Below are 22,748 nucleotides of genomic sequence, written 5' to 3'. Positions count from 1 at the left end.
CCGACGGGGCCCGTGGCGGGCCCCGTCGGCCGGCGGGAGTGCGAAAGGCGCGAGGTGCGGCGGTCAGCCCTTGAGCGAGGCCATCCATGCCTCGATCTCGTCGGCCTGCCGCGGCAGCGCCGCCGACAGGTTCCTGTTGCCGTCCTCGGTGACCAGGATGTCGTCCTCGATCCGGACGCCGATGCCGCGGTACTCCTCCGGCACCGTCAGATCGTCCGCCTGGAAGTAGAGCCCGGGCTCCACCGTCAGACACATGCCCGGCTCCAGCGTCCCGTCGACGTACGCCTCGGTGCGCGCGGCCGCGCAGTCGTGGACATCCATGCCGAGCATGTGGCCGGTGCCGTGCAGCGTCCAGCGGCGCTGCAGGCCCAGCTCGAGCACGCGCTCCACCGGGCCCTCGACCAGACCCCACTCGACGAGCTTCTCGGCGAGCACACGCTGCGAGGCGTCGTGGAAGTCGCGGTACTTGGCTCCCGGCTTCACCGCCGCGATGCCCGCCTCCTGCGACTCGTACACCGCGTCGTAGATCTTGCGCTGGAGCTCGTTGAAGCGGCCGTTGATCGGCAGGGTGCGCGTGATGTCGGCGGTGTAGAGGGTGTGGGTCTCCACGCCGGCGTCCAGCAGCAGCAGCTCGCCGGAGCGGACCGGGCCGTCGTTGCGCACCCAGTGCAGGGTCGTGGCGTGCGGGCCCGCCGCGCAGATCGAGCCGTAGCCGATGTCGTTGCCCTCGACACGGGCGCGCAGGAAGAAGGTGCCCTCGATGTAGCGCTCGCTGGTCGCCTCGGCCTTGTCCAGGATCCTGACGACGTCCTCGAAGCCGCGCGCGGTGGAATCGCACGCCTTCTGCAGCTCGCCGATCTCGAACTCGTCCTTCACGGCACGCGCCTCGGAGAGGTAGACGCGCAGCTCGTCGTCGCGCTCCGCGGTGACCTTGTCGGTCAGGGCGGACTCGATACCGGCGTCGTGGCCGCGGACATTGCGCACCGGGCCGGTGGCCTCGCGCAGCTGTTCGGCCAGCTCGCGCACATCCTTGGCAGGGATGCCCAGCAGCTGCTCGGCCTCGGCGAGGGAGTGGCGGCGGCCGACCCACAGCTCGCCCTGGCCCGAGAGCCAGAACTCGCCGTCCTCGCGGTTGGAGCGCGGCAGCAGGTAGACGGTGGCCCGGTGCCCGCCGTCCTTGGGCTCCAGCACCAGGACACCGTCCTCGGACTGGTCGCCGGTGAGGTAGGCGTACTCCGTCGAGGCGCGGAAGGCGTACTCGGTGTCATTGGAGCGGGTCTTGATATGTCCCGCGGGGATCACCAGACGCTCGCCGGGGAAGCGCGCCGAGAGCGCGGTACGGCGGGCGGCGGTCTGCGAGGCCTGCGCGATGGGCTTCAGATCGCGCAGCTCGGTGTCGGCCCAGCCGCTCGTCATGTTCTCGGCGAGCTCGTCGGACACGCCCGGGTACAGGCCGTTCTTGCGCTGCTTGATCGGCTGCTCTTCTTCCGGGGTCTCCGGGGTCTCCGGGGTGAGCTCCTGGGCCACGTCTGCCTCCTGGGCCTGTCGGCCTTCCTGATACGACACTGGACCTCCCCTACGTTCGTAGGGGTGACCTCACCATCGTATGTGCGACGGGAAGACGGCCCCGAGCCCTGTGGACAACGTGTGAGGAGTCAGTCGAACCGGGCGGCGAGCAGCACCACGTCCTCGGCATCGTCGCCCTGGTCCAGGCCTTCGGGCAGCATCGTGCGCAGCACATGGTCGGCGATGGCGCCCGGGTCGCCGCGGACCGTCCGGGGCACGCTCGCCGCCGCCGCGTGCAGCCGTGCGAACGCCCGGTCCATGGGATCGCCGGTACGTCGCAGCAGCCCGTCCGTATACAGCAGCACCGTTTCTCCGGGCTCGGGCGCGAGCTCCACGCTCGGCGCCTCCCAGCAGGCGAGCATCCCCAACGGTGCCGACAGGGACGTCTCGACGAACTCGGTGCGCCGCTCGCCCACGATCAGCGGCGGGGTGTGCCCCGCCCCGGCCAGCACCATCTTTCCCCGGGACGGCTCGGCGTAGGCGAAGAGCGCGGTGGCGGTACGGGCGGGCTCGGTCAGCCGTAGCAGCAGCTCCAGATCGGAGAGTACGGCGACGGGGTCCTCGCCCTCCATCACGGCGTACGCCCGCAGGGAGGCGCGCAGCCGCCCCATCGCCGCCAGCGCACTCGGCCCGGATCCGCTGACCGAACCGACCGCGAGCCCCAGCGCGCCTTCGGGCAGAGGCAGCGCGTCGTACCAGTCGCCGCCGCCGCGCGGACCTGTGCGGTGCCGGGCGGCCAGCTGGACGCCGGGCACCCGGGGCAGCCTGCTGGGCAGCAGCTCCTCGGCAACGGTCGCCACCGTGGCGCGGGCGTGCTCCAGCTCGAGGAGGCGGGCCAGATGCTCGGTTGCGTACCGCATATAGAGGCCGACGAGGTGGCACTGGCGCTCCACCGGGGCGGCCGGCTCGTCGTACAGCCAGAAGGCCGCGCCGAGCGTGCCGGCCGCCTCGGTGGTGAGCGGCAGGGTGTAACTGGCGGCGTATCCGAGACGGACGGCGACCTCGCGGTGGCGGGGGTCCAGCGACTCGTCGCCGAGCAGGTCGGGATCGGCGACGGCCTGCGGGGGACCGGTCGGCCCGGGCTGTCCGTCGGGGAAGCGGCCGTCCGGAATCCGGCCGTCCAGAATCCGGCCGTACGCGATCGCGCTGCGGGGCACCGTGTCGATATGGCCCAGTTCGGCGTGGGTGAGCCCGAGGCCTCTGGTGAGGGCCGGACCGCGGCCGCCCTCGAAGCAGTCGGCCCGCGCGGGGCCCTGCGGCGGTTCGAGGACGATCATGCCGCGGCGGGCGCCGACCAGGGCGGCCCCGGCACGCAGCAGTTCATGGAGGGCGTCCTCGAGCGAACCGGTCCGGGCCAGTCGTTCGGTGAGTTCGTGGAGGGTGGTCAGGTCGGAGACCCAGCCGGCCAGCCGGTCCTGAATCACCGCTCCGGGCGGGGCCGGTGCGGCAGGGACGCCGGGCAGGGGCGAGGCAGTGTGCGCGGGTGCCGGAACCGCTGAATCGATTCCAGCCACTTTCGGCAGGTGAGGGGCGCTCATGGCAGCCGGCTTTCCAGCTGGTGCGTTTCGCTCAATAGCATCGCAAACCCCCATGTCATTCTGCGCCGCTATCAATGCATCCACATGTACACGCACACGTGAGGGGATGTCCAGCATTGCTCCAGTGGGATTGATGGTGTCTGCGGGACTGTTAACTTGGCTGAAAAACGCACCTGGTGGCGGCCCATTGGGGTCGACTGAGGGTGTTCGGCAGAGCGTCATTCCAAGCGTGATGGGTACGTAAACGGTGATGGCCAGGGGCAGTTGGGACCGCCCCGGAACCTGGCGGCGGGCCCGGGCGTCTTAGCAGCCGGAGGCCGCGCCCCATCCCCGAGTGGCGGGGAAAAGTTACAGCGGGACTGCAAGCGCCAGGCGCGCGCCACCCCTCGCCATGCGTTTAATGGACTACAGCCCACGTTCGGCCCCCGGGCGGCGATCCTGCCGCAGGCGAAGCGGGGGATCGCCCATGCCACAGGCAAGGGGCGGTGATGCGCCGACGAGTACGCACTTTTGTACGCACAGTTATGAGCTGCACACATTGTGTGATGTGGACCTCGGCGTTCAACGGAAAGGAACGAGCGCTCATGCGCGAGATCCTCGGAAGGCGACGCAGGCTCCGGTTCCGGCGCAAGAGGGGGCCTGTACAGCTCGAAGCGGCGCTCACCTGCGCCACCGAGTGGCACTGGCCCGTCCTGCCCGGTGTGGGACTGAAAGCCGCCGGCAGTCGCGGCGACCGCGAGCGTGCCTGCCTCTGCCCCGACCCTGAGTGCGTCGTACCCGGCGCGCACCCCTTCGATCCCGGAATCCTTGCGGCATCGACCGACGAGCGAATGGTGCGCTGGTGGTGGACCAACCGGCCCACTGCCCCGATCATGCTGGCCACCGGGGGCACCTCCCGGGCCGGAGCCTCCGGCGGCGGGCGGGCGCCGTGCGCGGTGAGCCTGTCCGCGGTCGCCGGGGCCCGCGCGCTCTCCGCGCTGGACCGGATGGGCATGCGGCTGGGACCGGTCGTGGCGACCCCCACCCGCTGGTCCCTGCTGGTGGCTCCGTACACCCTCGAACAGCTCGGCGAACTGCTCTTCGCGAAGGACTGCGTGCCGAGTTCGCTGCGCTTCCACGGCGAGGGCGGCTATCTGGTGCTGCCTCCCTCGGAGACGGGTACGGGGCAGGTGCGCTGGGAGCGGGCGCCGCTGCCCGGATCCGCGGCTCCGTGGCTGCCCGATGTGGAGGCGGTGGTGGACGCGCTGGTCGAGGCGAGCACCAGCGCACCGGACGGCGGCAGCCGGCTCGCGTACTGAGAGCCCGTACAGGAGCGGGAGCGTACGTGCGCGAACGCATGCATGGGAACGCGTGTGCGAGGGCACGTATGAGAGCGCAAACAGGCGAGCGCAAGCATGTGAACGCACGTACGCGAGCGCATGCGCAGGGAGGGCCGGCTCTGTCACGCGTACGTCACTCGTACGGGTAAGAGCCGGCCCGAGTTGTACGGGAATTGGGTGCGCGGCATCCCAGGTGCCTGCATTCCGTCGATATCTTCGGACCACCGTCATGAATTCCCGCGCAGTCGGCAGGTGGACCCACCATGAATCTCCGCGTGATCGGGCTCGCCACCGCAGTGGTGTTCACCGTGTTGCTGCCACTGGCCGCCTCCGCGGGGTCGCTCACGGACGATGCGAAGCCCAACGCCGAGCCGATGGCCGAGTCCGAGCGGGAGGCGGAGCGGGGCCCGCTGGGCGGGATCCGTGCGTCCGGCGGCACCTCCGGCGAGTCCGGCACCTCCGGCGAGGCGGGTGAGGCGGGCGCGTCCAGTGAGTCCGCCGCCGACGAAACTGACGAAACTACCGACGAGTCCGCACTATCAGACGGGGCCGGGCACATTCCACCGCACGCGACCGCGCGATGTGGGCCGGAACTCGCCTCTCCCGATGGTGTCGAGGCGCAGACCTGTGTGCTGACCGAGGGGCGCGACACCTGGGCGCGTACCTACTACCGCAATGCGACAGGCCAGGAATTGCGTTCCGTACTCACGCTCATGGCCCCCGGCGGGCGCACTCTGCAGACGCACTGTGAGGTCGAGGCGGGAGATGAGCCGGGCGCCTGTGAGACGTCTCGAGAACCGACGCGCGGCGCTGATGCGCAGTATTCGGCGGTGGTGGAGTTCACAGCCGGGGGCGGCGCGGAGGAAGGGCCGCTGCTGCTGCGATCCGGGAGCAACTCCCGTGAGCCTGCGGGCCGTTGACGGAACGAACCGTTCCGTGGAAATGGAAGCGCCCGGTCGCTGGCGACGGGGGATGCACCAGCGACCGGGCTTCTAGAACGGTAACAAGAGATCGGCAGTTAGCAAATTCGATCTCGGGTATTCGGACAGGGATTTACCTGCCGATAGAGCGAGTTGTGACTGGAGTCACCTATCGGTCGACAGAAACCGTCACTCTCAGCTGAGGGTGACTTGGCGGTTGGTGAGCCCGCCGCGCGCCCGGCGCTCCTCCGGGGTCAGCGGTGCCTCGGTCGCGAGGGCCTTTGCCAGGCGCTCGGCGAGCTCGGCCGCCGGCTTCTCGCAGTCCTCGGCGCCCATCGCGCTCGGCAGGTCCCAGACCGGGACCATCAGCCCGTGCGCGCGGAAGGAGCCGACCAGCCGGGTCCCCTCGCCGAGCGAGGACGCCCCGGCGGCGTGCAGCCGGGCGAGCCCGTCCAGAAGCTGCTCCTCGGGGTGCGGCATGACCCAGCGGAGGTGGTTCTTCTCCGGGGTCTCGCACCAGTACGCGGCGTCGACGCTGGAGAGCCGCACCGTCGGAATCGCCGCCGCATTGGCACGCTCCAGGGATGCGGACACCTCGGGCGTGGCGTTCTCCGCGTTGCCCGGGACCCAGAACTCGAAGCCGGAGTGGACGGCCGGCTCGAAGGCGCTGTCCGCGTCCAGGAGGTCCTGCAGCCGTACGCCGTCGGCCGGTACGCGCTGGGCGGTGACCGGGCCGCCCGGCTTGGCGGTCAGCGCCCGCTGCAGGGTGTCGGCGAGATCGCGGCTGATGTCGCCGGAAGAGGTGTCGTTCTGCAGTCCGAGCAGCACGGAGCCGTCGTCGCGGCGCAGGGCGGGCCAGGCCATGGGCAGTACGGTCGCGAGCGTCACGGACGGCACACCCTCGGGCAGCCCGCCCTTGAGGGTCAGCGGGACGGTCGCGGCGGGCACCAGCTCGCGCAGCGCCACCCAGTCGCACTCGCCGGGCAGTCCCTCGAAGGGGCGCTGGACCAGCTCGGTCACGGCGTGCGCGGCTGCCCGGCCGTGACAGGCCTTGTAACGGCGGCCGGATCCGCAGGGGCAGGGCTCGCGGGCTCCGACCACCGGGACGTTCACATCAGCGCCGGCGGCGCGGGCGCCGTTCGTCACCTGCGGCTTGGTGGCCTTCGTCTGGGCGCGCTTCTTGGCCATGGTGTGGCTTCTCCCGATTGCGGCGGTGCTGTGTCGGGCGCGAGCCTAGCCGTCCGCCGCCGCCGTGGTGGGGGAGCAGCACTCCGCAGGCGTGCCGGGTCCCGCTGCAGCAGTCGATGTCGTCGTCGTACGACCTTCAGTCGATGTCGTCGTACGACTCCATGTAGTCGAAGTCGGCGCCGGGGCCTGCGACGCGCGTAGCGAAATCCTCGCGGCGGTGCCCTTCGGTGACGATCACCCAGACGGTGACCTCGCCGGCCGCGCTGTCGCGCACGCCCCACTCCTGGGCCAGCGCGCTGATGATGCTGAGACCGCGGCCGCCTCGGGCCGTGACCGAAGGAGTGGCCGGAACCGGTCGGGTCGGACCGCCTCCGTCCGTCACTTCGACGGTCAGCCGGCCCGTTTTGTCCACGCGCCACGCGGCGCGGACGTCGCCGTCGCCCACCTCCGCGTGCCCCAACGGCCTGCCGTGTCGGCAGGCATTGCTGAGCAGTTCGGAAAGGATCAGTACTGCATCGTCGAGGACCGTGTCCGTCACCCCGCTGCGGCCCAGCTGCTCACGCATCCGGTGTCGTGCCTGACCCACGCCCGCAGGGCCGTGGGGTACGGCCATGCTCGACGACGTGGGCACCTCCTGTGCCACCACCAACGCCACCCCCGAGACCTCCTTTGCCCCACGCCACGGTGTGAATGCCCCAATGGACTGGACCGGAAACCGGCCAGCGGCGGGCCGGTGACGCACTCGTAACGATCGAGTACGGACCGAACGCGCCGGTGCACTCCCTGTCACCGGTGTCAGAGGCGACCCAGTTGGGACAGCACCTGTTTGGGGCGGTTGGTGATGATTGCCTCGACGCCGAGGCGGGCGCAGAGTTCGACGTCCTCCGGCTCGTTGACCGTCCAGACGTGCACACGGTGGCCCGCCCGGTGCAGCCGGGCGATGTATGCGGGGTGGTTGCGGACGATCCGCATGCCGGGGCCGGCGATCCGTGACCCGGCAGGCAGCCGTCCGTCGCGCAGCCGCGGTGTCACGAACTGCATCAGATAGACGGTGGGGATGTTCGGGGCGGCCGTCGCGACCCGGTGCAGGGAGCGGGCCGAGAAGCTCATGATCCGTACGGGCGAGTCGTCGGCCGACATCGGATCGTCCAGACCGAAGCGGCCCAGCAGATGGAGGAGCCGCTCCTCGACCTGGCCCGCCCAGCGGGTGGGGTGCTTGGTCTCGATGGCCAGCTCGATACGACGGCCGGAATCGGCCACCAGCTCGAGCAGCCGTTCCAGGGTGAGTACGGACGTGAAGGAGGGGTCTTTCCAGTCGGGGCTCTCCGGGGCGTCCTCATGGCCCTTCCACGTGCCGAAGTCGAGGGCGGCGAGATCCGCGAGCTCCAGGGCGGAGACGGCGCCGCGGCCGTTGGAGGTGCGGTTGACGCGGCGGTCGTGGACGCAGACGAGATGGCCGTCGGCGGTGAGCCTTACATCGCACTCGAGGGCGTCCGCGCCGTCTTCGATCGCCTTCTTGTAGGCGGCCAGAGTGTGCTCGGGGGCGTCTTCGGAGGCGCCTCGGTGGGCGACGACCTGGATGTTGTGCTGCCGTGCTTGAGTCACCGCGTCATGGTGTCACTGTGGCGGGGTAGGCGTGGGAACGGTGGCAGATCCGTCACCGGGCAGTCGCACGGCAGTCGCATTGGAGGCGCCGGGCAGCCGCCGGGCGGCGCCTGTCGAACGCCGGGCGGACGCCCTGGGGGTGCGTCCCTTTTGCCGGACGTAAAGGATTGCCGGAATACACACAGGTCCTGCTTACAGTGGCCTGACGTGCTGTGGGAAAAGCTGACCGCAGACACTTGCACAGCGGAACTCTTGGCGCAGACCGACGAGACCGACGAGACCGACGTGGAACCTGAGGAGAAAGAGCTGTGAGCACCGAGAACGAGGGCAACGCGGTTCCGGCCGCCCCGTCCGTACCTCCTGTGCCGGTCGCCGCTCCCGAGGGCACGCCTGCGTCCGCTCCGGGGTCCGGCGCGCACGACACGCAGGACATGCGCGAGACACCCGTCTCACCGGAGCCGTACGCGGCCCGTGAGGCCCACGAGCCGGCAGCGGCGGCGGGCGGGCAGCCCGGGCACTCCCCCCAGCCCGAGCAGCCCACCGCCCCGCTGCCCGGATACGTACCGGCCGCCTACCCGGCAGAAGCACCTGCGGACGCGTCCGCGGGTGTGCCCGCGGGAGTGCAGCAGCCGGGCGCCGGGTGGCCGCCTTCCCCGCCGGGGCCCCCCTCCTACGGCAGCGGCGGCAGCGGCGGTCCGGCCTGGGGAGCGCCGGTTCCGGTGCCGGAGCCCCCGCGAAGGCGCTCCGGCGGACTGGTCGCCGGTGTGCTCGTGGCCGCGCTGGTCGCGGGCGGCGTCGGCGGCGGTATCGGCTACTGGGCCGCCGAGCGCAACGACGACATCGGCTCGACCACGGTCTCGGCGGCCGACGCCCCCCGGGAGCTCAAGCGTGATCCCGGCACGGTCGCCGCGGTCGCCGGCAAGGCCCTGCCGAGCGTGGTCACCATCGAGGCCAAGTCGGGCGGCGGCGGCATCGGCGAGGGCGACAGCGAGGCCGAGGGCGGTACGGGCACCGGCTTTGTGTACGACAAGGAAGGCCACATCCTCACCAACAACCATGTGGTGGCATCCGCGGCCGGCGGCGGCACGCTGTCCGCGATCTTCTCCAACGGCAAGAAGTACGACGCCGAGGTGGTGGGCCGGGCGCAGGGCTACGACGTCGCCGTACTGAAGCTGAAGAACGCCCCCTCGGGGCTGTCCCCGCTGCCCCTCGGCAACTCCGAGAGGGTCGCGGTCGGCGATTCGACCATCGCGATCGGCGCGCCCTTCGGTCTGTCGAACACCGTCACCACCGGCATCATCAGCGCGAAGAACCGCCCGGTCGCGTCCGGCGACGGCTCCAGCGGCAAGAACTCGTACATGAGCGCCCTGCAGACCGACGCCTCCATCAACCCGGGCAACTCCGGCGGCCCGCTGCTGGACGGGAGCGGCGCGGTGATCGGCATCAACTCCGCGATTCAGTCGGCGGGCAGCGGCGGCTTCGGTCAGACGCAGGCCGGCTCGATCGGCCTCGGTTTCGCCATCCCCATCAACCAGGCGAAGAACGTCGCCCAGCAGCTGATCAGGACGGGGCAGCCGGTGTATCCGGTGATCGGCGCGACGGTCGACATGGCGGGCAAGGACGCGGGTGCCAAGATCGCCGCCCAGGCCGCGGGCGGTTCCGCGGCGGTGGTTCCGAACGGCCCGGCCGCGAAGGCCGGACTCAAGGCGGGCGACATCATCACCAAGTTCAACGGCAAGCCGATCGACAGCGGCCCGACCCTGATCAGCGAGATCTGGACCCACAAGTCGGGCGACAAGATCACGCTGAGCTACGAGCGTGACGGTGTGGAGAAGACGGCGGAGGTCGTCCTCGGCGAGCGCAAGGGCGACAGCTGACGCTCGCTCCGGGGCCGACGGCCACGCTACGCGCGCAGCGTGGCCGGTCCTGGGCGGCCGCTAGCCGCGTACCGTCCGGTCGCGGCCCACGTCGTGACCCCGGTCGTGGCCCCGGCCGCGGTCGCCATTCCCGTCCTGGCCGCCTTTTCGGTCCTGGTGCCGGTCGCCTTTCCTGTCCCGGTCCAGCGGCAGTTGCAGCATACGGATGGCGTTCCCGCGCATGATCTTGTAGATCACGTCCTCGGGCAGCCCGGCCATGTGCTCGGCAGCCACCTTCTTCGTGTGCGGCCATGTCGAGTCGACATGCGGATAGTCGGTCTCGAAGGTCGCGTTGTCGACGCCCACGGTGTCGATCGAGGCGATGCCGTGTTTGTCGCGGAAGAAGCAGCAGAAGATCTGCCGGTAGTAGTACGTCGACGGGGGCTCGGGGATCAGATCCTTGACGCCGCCCCAGGCGCGGTGCTCCTCCCACACGTCGTCGGCGCGCTCCAGGGCGTACGGAATCCACCCCATCTGGCCCTCGCTGTACGCCAGCTTGAGCCGCGGGAACTTCACCAGAACCCCGCTGAAGAGGAAGTCCATCATCGAGGCCATGGCGTTGTTGAAGGACAGCGACGCCTGCACGGCCGGTGGCGCGTCCGGCGAGGCGGCGGGCATCTGCGACGACGACCCGATGTGCATGTTCACCACCGTGCCGGTCTCCTCGCACGCGGCGAAGAAGGGGTCCCAGTAGCCGGAGTGGATCGACGGCAGCCCCAGATGGGTCGGGATCTCGCTGAAAGTCACCGCCCGCACACCACGGGCGGCGTTGCGCCTGATCTCGGCGACTGCGAGGTCGATGTCCCAGAGCGGGATGAGGCACAGGGGAATCAGCCGCCCGCCGCTGTCACCGCACCACTCCTCCACCATCCAGTCGTTGTACGCGCGTACGCAGGCGAGGCCGACCTCCTTGTCCTTGGCCTCCGCGAAGGTCTGCCCGCAGAAGCGCGGGAACGTCGGGAAGCACAGTGACGCCTCGACGTGGTTGAGATCCATGTCCGCGAGCCGTGCCGTCGGGTCCCAGCATCCGCGTCTCATCTGCTCCCGGGTGATGCCGTCGAGCGTCATCTCGTCGCGCGAGAAGCCGACGGCGGCAATGATCCGCTTGTACGGGAAGTTTTCCCCCTCGTACTCCCACCAGTCGGTGACCTGACCGTCCGGGTCGGTGGTGAAGCGGTACTTCCCGCCGATGTACTCCAACTCCCCGATGCCGGCGGTGAAGGGCTTCGGCCCCTTGTCGCGGTACTTGGCGGGAAGCCAGGTCTCGAAGAGATGCGCGGGCTCGATCACATGGTCGTCCACGCTGATGACCTTGGGGAGTTCCGTGCCGTCCTGATTGCCCATCACGTCGATTACCCCTTGCTGCCGCCGGTTTCCCCGGCCCGAATCTGACGATCCATCAGATTCAGGCTAGGACTTCACCGGGTCGACAGCAAGACGTAGCAGCCCTCTTGCGCCAGCCCCGTCCATCCGATGAACTGACGAATCGTCAGTTCGGTGTCGGCGCGTCGGCACGCCTGTGCGCCTGTGCGCCTGTGCGCCTGTGTGCCTGCGAGCGGAGAGGGGGGTCCATGGAGACGATGTGGCTCGACGGGGCCGAATGGATGGCCGTGCTCCGGATCGGCCTGGGCCTGTGGTGGCTGGAAAGCTGGCGGCACAAGGACAAGAAGACCTGGTTCGCGGGCGGCGGCATCACCTGGGCGGCCGGCATAGCCGACAAGCACCGGTGGTCCTTGGTGCGGAGCGGCTTCGACCGGGTGGTGAAGCCCCGCCCACGGGTGATGGCGTACATCGTCGCCTACGCGGAGCTGGCTCTCGGCCTCGGTCTCATCGTCGGCTTCCTGACGCCGGTCGCCCTCGCCGGCGGCCTGGTGCTCAGCCTGATCTATCTCGTCCTGATGATCCATGACTGGGCGGAGCAGGGTCAGAACCTGATGATGGCGCTGATCTCCGGGGTCGCGCTGTTCGCGATGAGCTGGCAGAACTGGTCGCTGGACAGCGCGCTGGGCCTCTTCCTCTAGGCGCCGCGTCCACCCGAGCGCCGGAAGTCGGCAGCCGGTAGTCTGTAGCCCGCTCCGTCGCTGGTCGGCGGGGCGTGGGTGGGTTGCCCGAGCGGCCTAAGGGAACGGTCTTGAAAACCGTCGTGGCAGCGATGTCACCGTGGGTTCAAATCCCACACCCACCGCAGGTGAACGGCCCCTGACCAGGCAACTCGGTCAGGGGTCGTTCTCATGAACGGTGTCCGTCAGCGACCGCTGTTTCCCGACCGAACGGGCACGAGGAGGGCACGGCTGCCTTCTGGTCCGTAGCTCTGGCCGAATCGGTCAGCGACGGTCGTACCGGCCGCTACGAGGCCCCGGAGGGACGCGAGATGTGGATCCTCACCGACTTCGGAAGCGATTGCCGTTTCCTTGCTTGGGCGGTCTCCCCGGGGGACTGGGCCGTCCTACGCTGAGGGGGCGGCGGCCCGGCCTGGCCGCCGCCCCCTCAGCGTTGGGTGCGCGCGGGCTACCGCTGGGCCGCGCGGCGGCGTACAAGCAGTACCGCACCCGCACCTGCGACGGCGGCCGCGGCGGCCGCACCCGCGAGGGGCAGGGCCGAGCCCGATCCGGTGTTGGCGAGGTTGCCGCCGGTGGAGGAGGTGCCGCCGGTCGTGGTCGATCCACCTGTGGAACCGGAGCCGCTCGTGGATCCGCCGTCAGCGGACCCGGAACCGCCGGTGGTGCCCGAGCCACCGGTCGTACCGCTTCCGCCGGTGGAGGACGCCGAGCCGCTGCCGCCCGTCGACCCACTGCCCTCGACGTCGATCAGGATGTCGGCCTTGTCGTTCGCCTTGTTCTCGTCGTACGGACGGGGCTGCTCCCCACCGAGCTGCACCGAGCCCTTGGCCCCCGGCACCTTCTTCTCGATCTTCAGCTTGAAGGTGTAGGTCTCCGTCGCGCCCTCGTCGATCCAGGACTGTCCGGTGCCGCACCGGTAACTTCCTGTCTCGACCTTCGTGCAGCGCTTGTTCTCGACCACCGTCGTGCCGTCAGGGACCTTGATCAGAGCGAAGACCGGCGGCACGTCGACAGGCCTCATCACCCAGGCGGGCCCGGCGTTGGTGAACTTCACGTCCAGGGTGACCTTGTCCCCGACACGGCCCTTCAGCTTCGCTCCCGTGACCTGCAAGTCGGCCGTGTTCACCGAGGTCACCCGCACATCGGCCGCGTCCCAGTCCAGTTCTTCCGCCGCAGTGGCGTCATCAGCCGGGGAGGCCGCAGACTTTTCCACCAGTTTCACAGCGGGAGCGGTTCCCTGTACGGGACCGGAGGCGTTCTCGTCGGCGCCCTCATCGTAGTTCGTGACCGCCACCCGGAGGTCGTCGTACAGGGCGTGGTCGAGCGCCTTCAGCGTCAGTGGCCTCTCGGGCGCGTAGACCCCACCGGGTGCCACGGTCTGGTCGAACTCGCAGATCACCGTGGACTTGGCCGTCATCTCGTCGTACGCGATCACCTCCCACCGCTCGCAGTTCGAGGGCACCTCGGTGTGGCTCAGGCCTCGCGTGACCGAGTACGACAGCCAGACCTTCTTCAGCGCCTCGGTGCCCTTGTTCGTGAAGCTCACCGGCACGTCGAAGGTGCTCCCCGGCTTCACCCCGTTGACGGGGGCGATCTCGCCCAGCACCAGCCCCGTCTCGGCGTCCTCGGCCACGGCACCGGGCGCGGCGCCCAGCGCGATCAGCGCACCGGCGCCGATGACGCCCGCGGTCCTGCGCAGGGTACGGAGGCCGGGAGTGGTGTGCAGCATGCGGATCCCCTGGTGAAACGACGACGATGGACGGGTGAACTGCGCGCGAACGACAGTTCCGCACATGAGACACGCGACGGGGCGCAAGGGTTGTGCGCCGGCGGGAATCCTCACTCACTCACGGACGGCCCGGGGCCGGCTGCGGCGTGGCGCCGGTCGGCGCGGGCACTAAAGCGTGTTGCAGGAGGCTGTGTTCCGAACATTTCCCTTGTATGCGTGGGGTGTTGAGGGTTGAGCCGTTGTGGATGGAGATGTTCACCGGGCTGTGGATGAGGCAGTTCGAGGGGCTGTTGCGGGTGGTGCGGGAGCGGGGTGGAAACGGTCCCGGTGGCGGGCGGCCGTGGTGCCTGCCGCCGACGGCAGGCACCTACTGGCCGGCGAGCTCCGTCAGGAGCTCCGGTCTGAGACTTCACCTACGTGGGTGCCTGCTCATCCAGGCACCTGGCGGCTTACGAAGCCGCAGCCGCAAAAGGGATTTTCCACACCAGAAGGCTAAGGTCGGCAGGTGACCCGAATTGAGGAGCACGCGGAGGGCGCGGGGCCGTTCACAACCCGGCTGACCTGGCGCCTACTGGATGGGGGCACTGCGGTCTGGGAGTCACGCCCGGCACGCAAGCGTGGCCTGCTCACCGTGCGGGCCGCGGGCGAGCTGGAGCCCCGTTCCCGAAGAGCGGACAGCGTGTCGGTCGGCCGTCTGCGCAGGCTGAATGTCATTGCCGCGGGCGCGTTCGCAGTCGGCGGTGCCCTTTTCGCTCTCGGGGCCGGGGCGGCTCAGTTCGGCCCGGGCGATGCGACGAGCGCCTGGATCTACTTCGCAGGCGGCCTGTTCTTCAACGCCGGTGGATACGCCTCATTGCTCCAGACGATCAACGCTCCTCGCCGGGACAGCGGGGCTGGTGCGCTGGCCGCACGGAGCTGGAGATGGTGGAGCTACGAGCCCACTCGGATCGACTGGCTCAGTACCTTCCTGCTGTTCGTGGGAACGCTCGTGTTCGGCATCAACCTGCTGAATTCTTTGCTGGAGGGGCTCTCGGTCCAGCAGGTGAACAGGCTGATCTGGGCCCCCGACATGGTCGGGTGCATCCTGTTCCTGGTCTCGGGGCACCTCGCACTGGTCGAGGTCTGCCATGGCCGGCCAGGCGTCCGCCCCCGAGACCTGGGCTGGTGGATCGTCGCGATCAATCAGCTCGGATCCTTTCTCTTCCTGGGTTCGGCGCTGGCTGCCTTCACGCGTCCCACGACAGGAAGCATGGTGAACGTCGACATCGCCAACTGGGGAACGCTCGCGGGAGCACTGTGCTTCTCCGTCGGAGGCCTGTTCCAGTTCTTCGAGCGCCCCTGACCCATCGTCTCGGCTGACGGCCGCCCCGGGCCGGTCGCCCGTTTCTCGTCAAGAGGGGTGTGTGGCAAGGCCGGGGTGCTCCAAACCGCTTGAGTGCGCTCGCGAGGCAGATGGCGCAACACTGTTCAACGCTGCACTGACTGGTGTCCGGACCAGGGGCGTTGGCGTCTACGTGCCACATGCCGAGCGGATAACTCGGCTATGCGGGCGGTCGTGTCCATTGCAGAAACGATCAAGCCCCCGTGAAGTCCGTTCGCACCGGTTTCCTGTGGAACGTTGGCGGTCCAAGTCCCGCCGGAAACGCCGGCGGGAGCTGAAGAGCGGAGCGAGCCATGAGTACTCAATTGCCGCCCGGCGTAGTCCAGATCACCCCTGACGGTGCGCCCTGTCCGCCCAAGACTCTGGGCCTCTACCGGCACTACAACTGTCAGGGCACGGGGTACGGGATCGGAGCCGGCTTCGAAGTGGACCTCGGTCAGCTTCCCCTCCCCGGCGGCGGAAGCATGTCCAAGAATGTCTCGTCATGGGTGAACCTGACGGACAGCGACGCGAAGCTGATCGGCAAGGGTGAGCGCATCCTGAAGGCCGGCGAGAAGCTCGAGGAGCCGGCGGGGTACAACGACACGGTGGAACGAATCGACTGGGTGCAGTAACCCTGCCGACCCATGTGCGGGGCGAGCGTAAGAAGCGGCGCCCGCCCCGCATCGGCCGGGACCGGACATCAGGCGCCGAGACGTGCCGGGCCGAAGGCGTTCACGGTCCCAGAGGTGCAGGGGTGTCCGGAGTTTCCGGGCACCCCTTTCGCGCTCGGGCCGTGGATGAGGGGCTGCGATACCCGGCGGGTTCAGCGGCCGCGGACCGAGGTGAGGCGGTCGGCCGAGGCGATCGTGGCGCGGGCCTCGCGTTCGGTGAGGCCGGCGTGGACGGCGGCCTCGGTGAGGGCGTCCGCGAGCTTGTCGCCGAAGCCGTTCTCGTACGCGCGGCAAGCCGCCCAGAACAGACGGGTGTTGCGCTGGCCCTCGTGGGCCGCGAGCACGAACTGGACCAGGCCCTGCCCCTGGGGCGAGCGCGGAGATGCAAGGTTCGTGGGGTTCTCGGGGCGGTGGGGGCGTGCTGAGGGGTCACGAGGCGCAGGAGTGCGCGGGGGCAGGGTGCGGGTGACAGATCCGCCGTGCCGGGGGCGAGGCGGTACGCGCCGTGGGCGGCGACCGAGCCCGGGCCCACCAGATAGCCGCCGGCGCCGCGGATGTCGATGCCGGGGGCGAGACGGCTCGCCGAGTTGGGGACGACCACGTCGGGCGGGCCGGTCAGCCAGAGGTGGCGGCCGCCGCTGGGGGTGAGGACCGTGACTGTCTCCGGGATCGTGAACAGATGCCGCAGGGCCAGGTCCTCAAGCGCGGCCACCGAGTCGGTCGCGGACGAGGAGTCCGTCGCGGACTTGGTGTCGAGGTCGATGCCGATCAGATGGTGCGGGGGCCGGCCGCAGGCGATGCCGTAGCCGGTGGCCCAGGGGGCGGCGGCGAAAAGGGCGCGTACGGCCGCCGGGTCCGTGGTGGCGTCGTGGACGCCGTGGCCCGGGAGGCCGCATTCGCCACGGCACAGGACCGGCTCGGGGTCGCCCCGGTGGGGGGAGCGCAGGGCGGGGAGCTTGGTGGGGGACAGCGGGATGACAGGGAGCCCGCGCTCGGCGGCGGAGAGAGCGTGGGCAAGGGCCAGGGTGGCGGTCTGCCGGTCGGTGGTGGCCATAGCCCTATGTTCGTACAAGTGTTCGAAGAAGGGAAGGGGCCTCTGCGGAGGCCCCGGGGCGGATTGGCCGAAAACATGCCGGAACGCTTCCTCCCTTGCGGTGGCGGGGTTCGGCGGCTTGTGGCGGCCCGGGCCGGGGTTCTGGTGGCATGAAGGTGTTTATCGACATGTCATCACGCTTGAGGGGGAATCAGGGTCTCCAGGGTGGTTTGCCGGGGATTCGGTGGGCAACTCTGATCTCGCGACGTCGTGACCAAGATCCCGGGCGGTTGGGCAACGGTTGGCCAACTGCCTTGGAGCAAGCCGTACTTCCGTCCATTCGCAGTGCCGGTTCCTGGAGGAAATGACATGGCAAGCATCCGTGCCGCCCGCGTTCTCGCCGCTGTTTCCGCTCTGCCCCTCGCGGCCGCCCTGTTCTCGGGTGTTTGCCCAGGCCGACAGCGGCTCCTTTGCAGGCGACGGATCAAACGCGACCGTGGTCACGGTCCTCGGTAGCGGCGTCGGCGGCGACAACAACGGAATTCGACCACCACCCAACAAGTGGCGACCGGCGCCGGCGCGACCAACCAGAACAACACCGCCGGCGTGGACGGCTCCGGCTTCGCAGCTGTCGACCAGTCGAACACCCTGGTGAATTGCACGAACTTCTGGTGACCGACGGCCCGAGGGGGGTTTGACCGAGAGGGGTTTGACCGAGGGGTGAATGACCGCCTGTGCGACGGTGCTTCGGCGCGCCGTTCGCGCAGGCGGTTGTGCGTGTGCGGCATCGCAGGGGTGCGACGGTGGCGAAGTGGGCGGCGGCCCGGACCTTGACAGTGAGTACAGATCTGACGGACAGTCAGAAACCCTGATCCGTACGCCCGGGAGGCGGCCGCCGTGCACCTCGCCCCGACGGAGCGGCAGCAGCAGCTGCGCGCCGAACTTCGTTCGTACTTCCGTGATGTGATGCCGGACGGTCCACCGCACGCCGACGACGGTACCGAGCAGCGCCGGCTGCTGCGGCGGATCGGTGCGGACGGGATGCTCGGCCTCGGCTGGCCTGTCGCATACGGGGGCCAGGGGCGTGGTCCCGATGAGCAGTTCGTCTTCTTCGACGAGGCGTACCGGGCCGGAGCGCCCGTCTCCATGGTGACGCTGAACACCGTCGGCCCGACGTTGATGAAGTACGGGACCGAGGAGCAGAAGTCGTTCTTCCTGCCGCGCATTCTCAGCGGGGAGCTCGTCTTCGCCATCGGCTACAGCGAGCCGGAAGCCGGGACCGACCTCGCCTCGCTGCGTACGAGGGCCGCGCGGGAGCGAACTGCCGACGGCGACTTCTGGGCCGTCGACGGGCAGAAGATCTTCACCAGCAACGGCCAGAACGCGGACTGGATCTGGCTCGCCTGCCGTACGGATCCCGAGGCGCCCAAGCACAAGGGCATCTCGATCATCCTCGTGCCGACGGATGTGCCCGGCTTCGCGTGGACGCCCATCCAGACGGTGGGCGGGCTGACGACGACATCGACGTACTACGACGGGATACGGGTGCCCGCCGCGAATCTGGTCGGCGAGGAGAACGGCGGCTGGGGGCTGATCACCAACCAGCTCAACCATGAGCGGGTGGCGCTGGCGGCGATCGGAATGCAGGCCGAGGACTTCTACGAGGCGGCGCTTCAGCGGGCTCGTACACCCGATCCAGTGGCTGGCGAGCGCCGGATTGACGAGTCGTGGGTGCAGTTCAGGGTGGCCGAAGTACATGCCCGGTTGGCGGCAACGCGCCTGCTCAGCTGGCGTTTGGTGGGGGATGTGGGGGCGGGTGGACCGGCGCCCGGGGATGCGAGCGGCGTGAAATTCGCGGGAACCGAATCCGCTGTCGAGGTGTATCGAATGTGCCAGGAAATCACGGGGGAAGCGGGCCTGATCCGGGCAGGTTCGCCCGGCTCGGTCGACATCGGCGTTCTGGGGGACGGGGAGCTGGAGCGGATGAACAGGGCGGCGCAGATCAACACCTTCGGGGGCGGGGTGAGCGAGGTGCAGCGGGAGATCGTCGCGACGATGCGGCTCGGCATGAAGAGGGGGAAGAGGTGACCAAGATGCCGGAGATGCCGGAGATGCCGAGGGTGGCAGGGGTGGCAGGGGTGACTGGGGTGGCTGACATGGCTTGCGTGACGACATGACTTACGTGACGGGCACGAAGGACATGACGGACGTGACTGACGGGACTGAGGTGTCCGACGAGTTGTACGTACGGCTGAAGGCGTACGAGGGGAGGGCAACTGCCACCTCAGTCGTCGGCAAGGATCTGGTCAACGAGGCGATGATCAGGCACTGGTGCGAGGTGATGGGGGATGCCAACCCCGCGTACGGCGGGCCGGACGCCATAGCTCCGCCGGCCATGCTGCAGGCGTGGACGATGGGCGGTCTTTCGGGGCACACGGACCGGACCGTGGTGCACGACGAACTGTTCGGGCTGCTCGACGGGGCGGGATTCACCTCGGTGGTTGCGACCGACTGCGAGCAGGACTATCTGCGGCCGCTTCGGCCTGGGGACCGGATCACGTTCGACGCGGCCATCGAGTCGGTGTCGGAGCGGAAGACCACCAAGCTGGGGACGGGCTACTTCGTCACCACGCGGATGGACGTCCGGGCGAACGGGGAGCCGGCGGGCACACACCGCTTCAGGATCCTCAAGTACGCGCCGGCCGCGCGGCCGAAGCGCCCGGGCAAGCGGCCGCGCCCGGTGATCAACCGGGACAACGCCGGGTTCTGGGACGCAGTGGCCGAGCACCGGCTGCTGATCCAGCGCTGCGGGGGATGCGAGGCGCTGCGCTTCCCCTGGTTGCCTGGGTGCAGTGCGTGCGGGTCCCCCGAGTGGGACACGGTCGAGGCGAGCGGCGCGGGGAGCGTGTACTCGTACGTCGTGATGCACCACCCGCCTTTCCCTGCCTTTGACCCGCCCTATGCGGTGGGCCTGATCGAGCTGGCGGAGGGCGTGCGGATGGTCAGCAATGTGGTCGGGGTGCCGTACGACAAGGTGCGGATCGGGATGCCTGTGCAGCTTGAATTTCTCCGGGTGGACGAGGAATTGGAGCTTCCTGTCTTCCGGGCCTCGGAGGGGGGTGCGGGCTGATATGGACTTCACGCCCACGGAGGAGCAGACGGCTGCGCGGGAGCTGGCGGCGCAGATATTCGGCGACCTCTCCACCCACGAGCGCCTCGCCGCGGCGGGGACGGGCAGTGACGCCGAGCTGTGGAAGGCGTTGTGTGCGGCGGGGCTTGTCGGGGCCGCCGAGGACATAGGCCTGCTCGGTCTGGTGCTGGTGCTGGAGGAACAGGGGCGGACCACCGCGCAGGTGCCGCTCGCGGCCACCTGTGTATACGGACTGCTGGCGGTGGCCGCGCACGGCACCGACGAGCAGCGGGCCCGGCTGCTGCCGGTGCTCCGCGACGGCAGGGCGGTGGCGACCGGCGCGTTCCCTGCCCAGGGTGGTGTACGAGCCTCCGCTCCGGGGCGGCTGACCGGATCGGTGCCGTACGTCCCCTGGCTGCGGGACGCCACGCATGTGCTGGTCCCCGACGCCGACCGTGCGCTGTGGCTCGTACGGACCACCGATGCGGAGGTGGCGGAGGTGGAGACCACCGCGCCCTGGGCGGCCGGGCGGCTCGTCCTGTCCCAGACCCCGGGCGAACGGATCGGCGGGCCCGGTGCGTACGAGTCCGTACTGGCTCTGGGCCGTACCGCCTTCGCGGGGCTGCAGGCCGGGGTGTGCACGGGCTCGCTCGCCCGGGCCGTGGAGTACACCTCGACCCGCGAGCAGTTCGGGCGTCCCCTCTCCACCAACCAGGGCGTGCTGATCCGCGCCGCCGACGCATACATGGATACCGAGGCGATACGGGTCACGGCCTATGAAGCGGCCTGGCGGTACGACGAAGGGCTGCCGCACGCCACCCAGGTGCTCACCGCCGCCTGGTGGGCCTCCGAGGCCGGAAAGCGCGTCGTCCATGCCGGGCAGCATTTGCACGGCGGGACGGGCGCCGACCTGGACCACCCTGTCCACCGCCACTTCCTGTGGGGGCGCCAGCTGGACGCCTACCTCGGATGCGGTTCAGAACTCCTCGCTGAACTCGGCCAGTTACTCGCAAGGGAGCCCTCGTGTGAAAGCCGGTGACGCACTGCCGCCGCTCACCATCCCCATCACCCGCACCCTGATCGTCGCCGGAGCCGTCGTCTCCCGCGACTACCAGGACGTGCACCATGACACGGAGCTCGCCAGGGAAAGGGGCTCCCCGGACATCTTCATGAACATTCTGACGACCAACGGACTGGTCGGGCGGTACATCACCGACTGCATCGGAGAGCGTGCCGTGCTGCGCAAGGTAGCCATCCGCCTCGGGGCGCCCAACTATCCGGGAGACACCATGGTGTTGAGCGGCACGGTGACCTCCGTCGAGGGCGCCACAGCCGAAGTGAGGGTCGTCGGAGCCAATGGCATCGGTAACCACGTCACCGGCACGGTGACCGTGATCCTCCCGGAGGCCGGCGCATGAGCATCCATCACCGCGACTCACTCGGCGGCAGGGCGGCCGTCGCCGGGATCGGGGCCACCGAGTTCTCCAAGGACTCCGGGCGCAGCGAGCTCAAGCTGGCCGTCGAGGCGGTGCATACCGCCCTCGACGACGCGGGGCTCTCCCCCGCCGACGTCGACGGCCTGGTTACCTTCACGATGGACACCAGCCCCGAGATCACGGTCGCCCAGGCGGCCGGTATCGGCGAGCTGTCGTTCTTCTCCCGTGTCCACTACGGCGGTGGTGCGGCCTGCGCCACCGTGCAGCAGGCCGCCCTCGCCGTCGCGTCGGGCATCGCCGAAGTCGTCGTCTGCTACCGGGCGTTCAATGAGCGTTCCGGACGGCGTTTCGGCTCCGGTGTGCAGCACCGGGAGCCGTCCGCCGAGGGCGCGGCGCTCGGCTGGAGCCTGCCCTTCGGGCTGCTTACCCCCGCATCCTGGGTCGCCATGGCCGCCCAGCGCTATCTCCACACATACGGGCTCACGCCCGAGGCGTTCGGGCCCGTCGCCGTCACCGACCGCCGTCATGCGGCGAACAACCCCGCGGCGTACTTCTACGAGAAGCCGATCACCCTCGCCGACCATGCCGCATCGCGCTGGATCGTGGAGCCGCTGCGTCTTCTCGACTGCTGTCAGGAGACCGACGGCGCCCAGGCGATCGTGGTCACCTCCGTCGAGCGGGCCCGGGATCTGCCGCATCCGCCCGCGGTGATCGTCGCCGCGGCGCAGGGGGCCGGCCGCAACCAGGAGGCGATGACCAGCTTCTACCGCGACGACCTCACCGGCCTGCCCGAGATGAGCGTGGTCGCCCGGCAGCTCTGGCGGACTTCCGGGCTTGCGCCCGGTGATATCGATGTGGGCATTCTTTACGACCATTTCACGCCATTTGTGCTGATGCAGCTGGAGGAGTTCGGGTTCTGCAAGCCGGGTGAGGCGGCGGAGTTCGTGGCGGCGGACTCCCTCCCGCTGAACACCCATGGAGGGCAGCTCGGAGAGGCGTATCTGCACGGGATGAACGGCATCGCGGAGGCGGTGAGACAGTTGCGCGGCACCTCGGTGAACCAGATACCGGGCGCGGCCCGCGCCCTGGTCACGGCGGGCACCGGAGTTCCCACATCCGGGCTGATCCTGGGCGCGGACTGCTGAACGGGCTGCTGAGCGGACTGCTGAACGGACTGCCGAACGGACTGGTGAGTGGGCTGCTGAGACAGCTGGGCGCACCCTGTGCCGACGGCTGGGGAGCCGGGTGGCCCGTATCCGACCCTGAGGGTCTCC

General features: G+C 69.5%; 18 protein-coding genes, 1 tRNA gene and 3 pseudogenes. 14 read left to right on the top strand and 8 right to left on the bottom strand.

Annotated features, from left to right (window positions below; translation table 11 throughout):
* Nucleotides 1-63: 63 nt before the first annotated feature.
* Nucleotides 64-1,527, bottom strand: a complete 1,464-nt coding sequence (locus tag OG883_RS31415) for an aminopeptidase P family protein (protein WP_266549620.1) — start codon at nt 1,525-1,527, stop codon at nt 64-66.
* 128 nt (nt 1,528-1,655) lie between these two features.
* Nucleotides 1,656-3,221: a PP2C family protein-serine/threonine phosphatase gene (locus tag OG883_RS31410; RefSeq protein ID WP_266547860.1), complete on the bottom strand. Its 1,566-nt coding sequence runs from the start codon at nt 3,219-3,221 to the stop codon at nt 1,656-1,658.
* Nucleotides 3,222-3,688: 467 nt separating this feature from the next.
* Here OG883_RS31410 and OG883_RS31405 point away from each other — a divergent pair, with 467 nt between their 5' ends.
* Complete coding sequence (locus OG883_RS31405) at nt 3,689-4,402, top strand: bifunctional DNA primase/polymerase (RefSeq protein WP_266547857.1); 714 nt, start codon at nt 3,689-3,691, stop codon at nt 4,400-4,402.
* Between the two features lie 284 nt (nt 4,403-4,686).
* A complete protein-coding gene (locus tag OG883_RS31400) occupies nt 4,687-5,343 on the top strand; it encodes a hypothetical protein (protein ID WP_266547854.1) in 657 nt (218 codons plus the stop codon).
* Nucleotides 5,344-5,538: 195 nt separating this feature from the next.
* On the opposite strand, the gene OG883_RS31395 is transcribed toward OG883_RS31400, so the two are convergent.
* The 3 genes from OG883_RS31395 to OG883_RS31385 form a co-directional block, all read right to left on the bottom strand.
* Nucleotides 5,539-6,531, bottom strand: a complete 993-nt coding sequence (locus OG883_RS31395) for a DUF5926 family protein (protein ID WP_266547851.1) — start codon at nt 6,529-6,531, stop codon at nt 5,539-5,541.
* A gap of 136 nt (nt 6,532-6,667) precedes the next feature.
* Entirely contained in the window at nt 6,668-7,273 is a 606-nt protein-coding gene (locus OG883_RS31390) for an ATP-binding protein (RefSeq protein WP_266547849.1), read from the bottom strand.
* 53 nt (nt 7,274-7,326) lie between these two features.
* Entirely contained in the window at nt 7,327-8,136 is an 810-nt protein-coding gene (locus tag OG883_RS31385) for a glycerophosphodiester phosphodiesterase (protein ID WP_266547846.1), read from the bottom strand.
* Nucleotides 8,137-8,444: 308 nt separating this feature from the next.
* Here OG883_RS31385 and OG883_RS31380 point away from each other — a divergent pair, with 308 nt between their 5' ends.
* The gene (locus OG883_RS31380) at nt 8,445-10,013 is read left to right on the top strand and encodes a S1C family serine protease (RefSeq protein ID WP_266547843.1); all 1,569 of its coding nucleotides are present in this window, start codon (nt 8,445-8,447) and stop codon (nt 10,011-10,013) included.
* A gap of 60 nt (nt 10,014-10,073) precedes the next feature.
* Here OG883_RS31380 and OG883_RS31375 read toward each other — a convergent pair whose 3' ends face one another.
* A complete protein-coding gene (locus OG883_RS31375) occupies nt 10,074-11,396 on the bottom strand; it encodes an amidohydrolase family protein (RefSeq protein WP_266547840.1) in 1,323 nt (440 codons plus the stop codon).
* A 227-nt stretch (nt 11,397-11,623) separates the two neighbouring features.
* On the opposite strand from OG883_RS31375, the gene OG883_RS31370 reads away from it, so the two are divergent.
* Together OG883_RS31370 and OG883_RS31365 are read left to right on the top strand one after the other, a co-directional pair.
* Nucleotides 11,624-12,073, top strand: a complete 450-nt coding sequence (locus OG883_RS31370; RefSeq protein WP_266547837.1) for a DoxX family membrane protein — start codon at nt 11,624-11,626, stop codon at nt 12,071-12,073.
* Between the two features lie 77 nt (nt 12,074-12,150).
* Nucleotides 12,151-12,237 (top strand) — tRNA-Ser (locus OG883_RS31365).
* A 323-nt stretch (nt 12,238-12,560) separates the two neighbouring features.
* Here OG883_RS31365 and OG883_RS31360 read toward each other — a convergent pair.
* Entirely contained in the window at nt 12,561-13,841 is a 1,281-nt protein-coding gene (locus OG883_RS31360; protein WP_266547835.1) for a hypothetical protein, read from the bottom strand.
* 212 nt (nt 13,842-14,053) lie between these two features.
* Here OG883_RS31360 and OG883_RS31355 point away from each other — a divergent pair.
* The 3 genes and pseudogenes from OG883_RS31355 to OG883_RS31345 all read left to right on the top strand — a co-directional run.
* Nucleotides 14,054-14,194: pseudogene (locus tag OG883_RS31355) on the top strand (IS5/IS1182 family transposase); the annotation flags it as partial.
* A 152-nt stretch (nt 14,195-14,346) separates the two neighbouring features.
* Entirely contained in the window at nt 14,347-15,183 is an 837-nt protein-coding gene (locus OG883_RS31350) for a hypothetical protein (protein WP_266547833.1), read from the top strand.
* 332 nt (nt 15,184-15,515) lie between these two features.
* Nucleotides 15,516-15,836: a hypothetical protein gene (locus tag OG883_RS31345; protein ID WP_266547830.1), complete on the top strand. Its 321-nt coding sequence runs from the start codon at nt 15,516-15,518 to the stop codon at nt 15,834-15,836.
* A gap of 191 nt (nt 15,837-16,027) precedes the next feature.
* Here the strand turns inward: OG883_RS31345 and OG883_RS31340 are convergent.
* A pseudogene (locus OG883_RS31340) lies at nt 16,028-16,929 on the bottom strand (bifunctional DNA primase/polymerase).
* A gap of 348 nt (nt 16,930-17,277) precedes the next feature.
* Here OG883_RS31340 and OG883_RS31335 point away from each other — a divergent pair.
* From OG883_RS31335 to OG883_RS31310, 6 genes and pseudogenes are all read left to right on the top strand, one after another.
* Nucleotides 17,278-17,583 (top strand): annotated as a pseudogene (locus OG883_RS31335) (hypothetical protein).
* Between the two features lie 222 nt (nt 17,584-17,805).
* Entirely contained in the window at nt 17,806-18,996 is a 1,191-nt protein-coding gene (locus tag OG883_RS31330) for an acyl-CoA dehydrogenase family protein (protein WP_266547828.1), read from the top strand.
* A gap of 121 nt (nt 18,997-19,117) precedes the next feature.
* Nucleotides 19,118-20,038, top strand: a complete 921-nt coding sequence (locus OG883_RS31325; RefSeq protein ID WP_266547826.1) for a bifunctional MaoC family dehydratase N-terminal/OB-fold nucleic acid binding domain-containing protein — start codon at nt 19,118-19,120, stop codon at nt 20,036-20,038.
* A 1-nt stretch (nt 20,039) separates the two neighbouring features.
* On the top strand, nt 20,040-21,077 hold the full coding sequence (locus OG883_RS31320; RefSeq protein ID WP_266547824.1) for an acyl-CoA dehydrogenase family protein: 1,038 nt from the start codon (nt 20,040-20,042) through the stop codon (nt 21,075-21,077).
* A complete protein-coding gene (locus OG883_RS31315) occupies nt 21,064-21,456 on the top strand; it encodes a MaoC family dehydratase (RefSeq protein WP_266547821.1) in 393 nt (130 codons plus the stop codon). Before OG883_RS31320 ends, OG883_RS31315 begins: the two co-directional genes overlap by 14 nt.
* Nucleotides 21,453-22,619, top strand: coding sequence for a lipid-transfer protein (locus OG883_RS31310; protein WP_266547818.1), 1,167 nt, complete (start codon nt 21,453-21,455; stop codon nt 22,617-22,619). The genes OG883_RS31315 and OG883_RS31310 overlap by 4 nt, the downstream gene beginning before the upstream one ends.
* Nucleotides 22,620-22,748: the final 129 nt, after the last annotated feature.

Source organism: Streptomyces sp. NBC_01142 (assembly GCF_026341125.1).
GTDB lineage: Bacteria > Actinomycetota > Actinomycetes > Streptomycetales > Streptomycetaceae > Streptomyces.
This window is presented reverse-complemented; position numbering and strand designations above follow the sequence as displayed.

Coding starts and splice junctions, on each gene's coding strand:
- OG883_RS31410 (WP_266547860.1), bottom strand. CDS start 3,221: ATGCTGGACATCCCCTCACGTGTGCGTGTACATGTGGATGCATTGATA.
- OG883_RS31405 (WP_266547857.1), top strand. CDS start 3,689: ATGCGCGAGATCCTCGGAAGGCGACGCAGGCTCCGGTTCCGGCGCAAG.
- OG883_RS31400 (WP_266547854.1), top strand. CDS start 4,687: ATGAATCTCCGCGTGATCGGGCTCGCCACCGCAGTGGTGTTCACCGTG.
- OG883_RS31395 (WP_266547851.1), bottom strand. CDS start 6,531: ATGGCCAAGAAGCGCGCCCAGACGAAGGCCACCAAGCCGCAGGTGACG.
- OG883_RS31375 (WP_266547840.1), bottom strand. CDS start 11,396: ATGGGCAATCAGGACGGCACGGAACTCCCCAAGGTCATCAGCGTGGAC.
- OG883_RS31370 (WP_266547837.1), top strand. CDS start 11,624: ATGGAGACGATGTGGCTCGACGGGGCCGAATGGATGGCCGTGCTCCGG.
- OG883_RS31360 (WP_266547835.1), bottom strand. CDS start 13,841: ATGCTGCACACCACTCCCGGCCTCCGTACCCTGCGCAGGACCGCGGGC.
- OG883_RS31345 (WP_266547830.1), top strand. CDS start 15,516: ATGAGTACTCAATTGCCGCCCGGCGTAGTCCAGATCACCCCTGACGGT.
- OG883_RS31320 (WP_266547824.1), top strand. CDS start 20,040: ATGGACTTCACGCCCACGGAGGAGCAGACGGCTGCGCGGGAGCTGGCG.
- OG883_RS31310 (WP_266547818.1), top strand. CDS start 21,453: ATGAGCATCCATCACCGCGACTCACTCGGCGGCAGGGCGGCCGTCGCC.